Below are 5,040 nucleotides of genomic sequence, written 5' to 3'. Positions count from 1 at the left end.
GATTTCACCGTGTCCCAGGGCTACGATTACAGCGAAGAAGAGCAGGCGGTGTGGCGCACGCTGTGCGACCGCCAGACCAAATTGACGCGCAGGCTCGCCCACCATTCCTATCTCGACGGCGTCGAAAAACTTGGCCTGCTCGACCGTATTCCCGATTTCGACGAGGTCAGCGCCAAGCTGCGCAAATTGACCGGCTGGGAGATCGTCGCGGTGCCCGGTCTCATTCCCGCGGCCCCGTTTTTCGATCATCTCGCCGATCGCCGCTTCCCGGTCACCAACTGGCTGCGGACCAGGCAGGAGCTCGACTACATTGTCGAGCCCGACATGTTCCATGATTTCTTCGGCCACGTGCCGGCGCTGTCGCAACCGGTGTTCGCCGACTTCATGCAGATGTATGGCGAGAAGGCCGGCGACATCATCGCGCTGGGCGGCGACGAGATGATTTCCAGGCTCTACTGGTACACGGCCGAATACGGCTTGATGCAGGAGGCCGGCCAGCCGCTAAAGGCCTTTGGCGCCGGCCTGATGTCGTCGTTTACCGAGCTGCAGTTCGCGGTCGAAGGCAAGGACGCCCACCACGTGCCCTTCGACCTGGAAACGGTGATGCGCACCGGCTACGAGATCGACAAGTTCCAGCGCGCCTATTTCGTGCTGCCGTCCTTCGACGCCTTGCGCGATGCCTTCCAGACCGCCGATTTCGCGGCGATCGTCGCCCGACGCAAGGACCAGCCGGCGCTCGACCCGGCGACGCTCTAGGCAGCAGTTGCCCTGCAGCCGTCAGGCGGTGACCACCTTGCTCAGATGGTCGCCCAGCCGGCAGGCCAGCGCGGTGATCGTCGTCGTCGGGTTGCATTGGCCTGACGTGCAGAACACCGAGGAGCCGCCGACATAGAGATTGTCCATGCCGTGCACCTTGCAGTTGGCGTCGACCACACTTTTGGTGACGTCGGTGCCCATGCGCGTGCCGCCCATATGGTGATGGCCCGCCGTCTCGTCATTGGTCGGATAGTCCTGGCCGTTGCTGATCCAGTCGGCAATGCGCACGCGGCCGAGATTCTTCTCGATCAGCGTCTTGCCGAACAGTCTGAGCCCTTCGAGCAGGGTGCGATGTTCCAGTTCGGATTTCTTCCAGTGCAATTCGATGCGTGGCACGCCGGCATGGTCGACATTGGTCTTCGACAACTCGATCTGGTTGGAGGCCAGCGGCGCCTGTTCCCAGGCGACGTAGAGCTGCGCGGCGCAGCGCAGTCTCTGACTGAGCTTGGAGGACATCCACTCGGCCATGTCGGGTGCCGTGCAGGCGAGGTCGGCGATAAGGCTCTTGACGCCGGGATACGGCGTCTCGATCAGCCGGATGCCGAAATTCATGATCTGCAGCCGCTCCGTGGCGGCAAGTGTCGGCGAGAAGAAGGCCTCATTGACGGCGTCGACCTCGAACGCGTTATAGTCGGCCAGGATGGCATTGCCGCCCTCGAAGGTCGGATGCTCCATCCAGTAGCGGCCAAGCGCCGTCGCATTCGGCACGACGCCGCCGTTCGAGCGCTGGTTGGACCACAGAAGCAGCCGCGAATTCTCCAGCCCACCGGTGCAGACGATGAAATAGTCGGCGCTGAAGGAGCCGGCATTCTGCCCGTTCGACCACAGTCTGGCGCCCGTCACGCGTTTGCCGTCGCCGGTAAGCTCGGTGGCACAAGTGTTGAGCACCACCGCGATGTTCTTGGCCTTGTCGAGTTCATCGCCGAACTTCTCGGCGAAGCGCACGGCCGGGCTCTTGATCAGCTGCACCCAGCGAATGTCGTCCGAGATCGGCACATCTGGCCGGAGGGCCGGAAGGTCGAGAATGTCGCGCACTTCCGGCAGATAGGGTTCGATGTCGGTGCGGCGGATCGGCCAGCCCGTATCGGGTACCCAGGCCTTCGGCTCGAAATCCTGCTTGTCGAGCACGCGGCACCAGCCGGCCCAGTGGTTGGAACTGCCGCCCATCAACCGCAGCCGGGTTATGTCGAGATCGAAATAGAAATCGCCGACCGTGCTGCCACGGTAAAAGTCCTGCGACTCGTCGCTGAATTCGCGCGGACCGGCCTCCATCACCACCACCGGAATGCCGGCCGCGCCAAGCTTGCGGGCAATGGTCGTGCCGGCCGGACCGGAGCCTAGGATGCACACTTTTGGGGTGAAGTTCGCGGCGCGATACGCCTCGTAGCTGTCGAAGATCATGCCAGGTCGCTCCGCCTCAGAATCCAGCCATTGACCTCGACGATCTCGTTCGGGTTGGGCTCTGGATCGGCTGCATCGGCATCAGGCAGCTTGCGGAACAAAGACAGGGCAGGCAATGCGATCAACGCCTGCACGAGCGCGCGGCGTGACATTTTCTTGATGATGAAACTCATGGCTGGTCTCTCGGCTGGGCTTCGGCACTGCATGGCGTTCCCAGAACGGCAATTCCCGGAACGACACATGCATCACCGTGGAAGCCAGTATCGTGCCAAGTCTGGCCGCAAAGCAGTGAAAACCCGGCTAAGCGGTACAACCGAGTGCAAACAGGGTTAGAATTTTCTTAACAGGCCGGTTGCGGCAGATCGGATCACGCCGCCTCGGAAATGCCGGTGTCGATGATCGTCAGGTTACGGCCCTGGTGCTTGGCCTGGTAGAGGCGCCGGTCGGCGGCGCGCATCAGCTCCGACACACTGGCTTCCTCGCCGCAGACAGTGCCGCCGATGCTGACCGTGAGCGGAATGGTCCGCTCGTCGACGGGCCGGAAGCGGATCAGCTCCACTTCGCGGCGAATTCGCTCGGCGACGCGCTTGGCCTCCTGCTCGGTCGCGCCGATCAGGAAGGCGCCGAACTCCTCGCCGCCGATGCGGCCGAGCACATCGCCGCTGCGCACGCCGCGCTGGATCGCGCTGGCGATCAAAAGCAGCGCGTCATCACCTGTCAGATGGCCGAAATTGTCGTTGATGGTCTTGAAGTGATCGGCATCGATGATCAGCAGCGCGCCGCGATCGGACTTGCGGCGCGAACCGTCGAGCGCGGCAAAGAAGCTTTCCCGGTTGAGCATGCCGGTCATGTCGTCGCGGCTCGCCTTTTCCGCCAGGCGGCGATGCGCGGCGGCGAGCTGGGCATGGGCTCGGGCGAGATCGCGATGCGCGTTTTTCAGCCTGTCGCTTTGCCAGAAAGTGCTTGCGCTGGCAGCCCACGCCAGCACCAGCGGACAGAGCGTGGAGGTCAGCCAGATCGTGCGGTTGACCGGAAATCCCATGGCCGGAACGATGATCAGGGTCAGCAGGAGAGAGGCCGCGACTGAGGCGAAAGCAACGGCGGCGGATCTCAGAATTATGCTGTTCATCGCTTGCTCCCACAAGACTGCCTCTCTGCCAGCAAGCCCTAAAGGCCACCTTTCCCAGATGCCTAAAATTTGAATCGTGAGGCGATTTACGCAACCTCAACGAGCAGAAGTTGTGGATAAAGTCGCTTCCGGAATGCGCGTTTCATGCCATAAGGAGCCCATGACCACGCTCCCTGACCCCGCCCGCTTCGCCCATGTCACCGACTGGGTCTTCGATCTCGACAACACGCTCTATCCGCATCATTCGAATCTGTTCTCGCAGATCGACGTCAAGATGACCGCCTATGTCGGCGAGCTGCTGGCATTGCCGCGCGACGATGCGCGCAAGTTGCAGAAGGAACTCTACCGCGAATATGGCACGACGCTGAACGGCCTGATGACACGTCATGGCATCGACCCCGATGATTTCCTCGAGAAGGTCCACGACATCGACTATTCATGGCTGGTGCCAGACCCCGTTCTCGGCACCGCCATCCGCCAGCTTCCGGGCCGCAAGTTCATCTTCACCAATGGCGACCGCAGGCACGCCGAGCGCACCGCGCGCCAACTCGGCATCCTCGACCATTTCGACGACATCTTCGACATCGTCGCCGCCGGGCTCAATCCCAAGCCGGCGCGCCAGACCTACGAGAAGTTCGCTGAACTCCACGCCGTCACCGGCCACAATGCGGTGATGTTCGAAGACCTTGCCCGCAACCTGTCGGTGCCGAAGTCGCTCGGCATGACCACGGTGCTTATCGTGCCGCGCAATTTCGAGCCGACCTTTGCCGAGATCTGGGAGCGCGACCCGACCAACGAGGACGGAGTCGATATCGTCACCAGAGACCTGGCGGGGTTTCTGACGGCGATTGTGGAGGGGGAAGGAAGAGGGGAATTGAAGAATTGAAGAATGAAGGACGGTCTCTACGGATCAATTCCCCCAGTTCCCCAGTTCTTCAATTCCCCACTCCCCTACTCCCCTAACTTGTAGAACCGGCTGATGATCCCCCAGGCTTCGTCGGCGGTGTCGACGAAGTCGATGATGTCCTGATCGCCGGGGCTGATCGTGCCCTGCTCGGCGAGAAAATCGAGATTGATCGCCCGCTTCCAGAAGGATTTGCCGAACAGGATCACCGGCACGCGCTCCATGCGCCCTGTCTGGATCAGGGTCAGCGTCTCGAAGAATTCATCCATCGTGCCGAAGCCGCCCGGAAACACCGCGACCGCCTTGGCGCGCATGACGAAATGCATCTTGCGGATAGCAAAATAATGGAAGTTGAAGCAGAGCTCCGGCGTCACATAGATGTTCGGCGCCTGCTCGTGCGGCAGGACGATGTTGAGGCCGATCGACGGCGCGCCGACATCGTCGGCGCCGCGGTTTCCCGCTTCCATCACGCCGGGCCCGCCACCGGTCACCACGACATATTCGCGGTAATAGGAGGTAGCCGACTGCTGCGAGCAGAGGCGGGCGAATTTCCGCGCCTCCTCATAGTATTTGCTGTTTTCCTCGAGGTTCTTCTTCTGCGTCTCGTTCTTGGCCGCCCAGGCCTCGCCGCCGGGTTCCGGCAGGCGCGCGCCGCCGAACAGGATCACCGTCGAACGGATGCCGCGTTCGGCCAGGATCATTTCCGGTTTCAGGAGTTCAAGCTGCAGCCGGACCGCGCGCAACTCGCGCCGCGTCATGAAGTCGGGATCGTTCCAGGCGAGCCGGTAGG

Annotated in this window: 6 protein-coding genes; 2 read left to right on the top strand and 4 right to left on the bottom strand. The window is 62.1% G+C overall.

Annotated elements, in window-relative coordinates:
- The coding region (phhA, locus tag EN939_RS20465) for a phenylalanine 4-monooxygenase (RefSeq protein WP_127269435.1) at window positions 1-756 on the top strand (756 nt) is incomplete at its 5' end.
- 21 nt (window positions 757-777) lie between these two features.
- Here phhA and EN939_RS20460 read toward each other — a convergent pair.
- The 3 genes from EN939_RS20460 to EN939_RS20450 all read right to left on the bottom strand — a co-directional run bounded on the left by EN939_RS20460 (window position 778) and on the right by EN939_RS20450 (window position 3,346).
- Entirely contained in the window at window positions 778-2,217 is a 1,440-nt protein-coding gene (locus tag EN939_RS20460; protein WP_127269434.1) for a GMC oxidoreductase, read from the bottom strand.
- Window positions 2,214-2,390 (bottom strand): hypothetical protein, encoded by a 177-nt coding sequence (locus EN939_RS20455; RefSeq protein ID WP_127269433.1) that lies wholly within the window; start codon window positions 2,388-2,390, stop codon window positions 2,214-2,216. Before EN939_RS20455 ends, EN939_RS20460 begins: the two co-directional genes overlap by 4 nt.
- 194 nt (window positions 2,391-2,584) lie before the next feature.
- The gene (locus EN939_RS20450) at window positions 2,585-3,346 is read right to left on the bottom strand and encodes a GGDEF domain-containing protein (RefSeq protein ID WP_127269432.1); all 762 of its coding nucleotides are present in this window, start codon (window positions 3,344-3,346) and stop codon (window positions 2,585-2,587) included.
- A gap of 160 nt (window positions 3,347-3,506) precedes the next feature.
- Between EN939_RS20450 and EN939_RS20445 the strand changes: the two genes are divergently transcribed.
- The gene (locus tag EN939_RS20445) at window positions 3,507-4,232 is read left to right on the top strand and encodes a pyrimidine 5'-nucleotidase (RefSeq protein WP_127269431.1); all 726 of its coding nucleotides are present in this window, start codon (window positions 3,507-3,509) and stop codon (window positions 4,230-4,232) included.
- 65 nt (window positions 4,233-4,297) lie between these two features.
- Here the strand turns inward: EN939_RS20445 and EN939_RS20440 are convergent.
- On the bottom strand, window positions 4,298-5,040 hold a 743-nt coding region (locus tag EN939_RS20440), incomplete at its 5' end, for an LOG family protein (protein WP_164751108.1).

The organism is Mesorhizobium sp. M7A.F.Ca.CA.002.05.1.1, assembly GCF_003998335.1.
Taxonomy (GTDB): domain Bacteria; phylum Pseudomonadota; class Alphaproteobacteria; order Rhizobiales; family Rhizobiaceae; genus Mesorhizobium.
The sequence above is the reverse complement of the archived record's forward strand: the minus strand, read 5'-3'. Positions and strand labels throughout refer to the sequence as shown.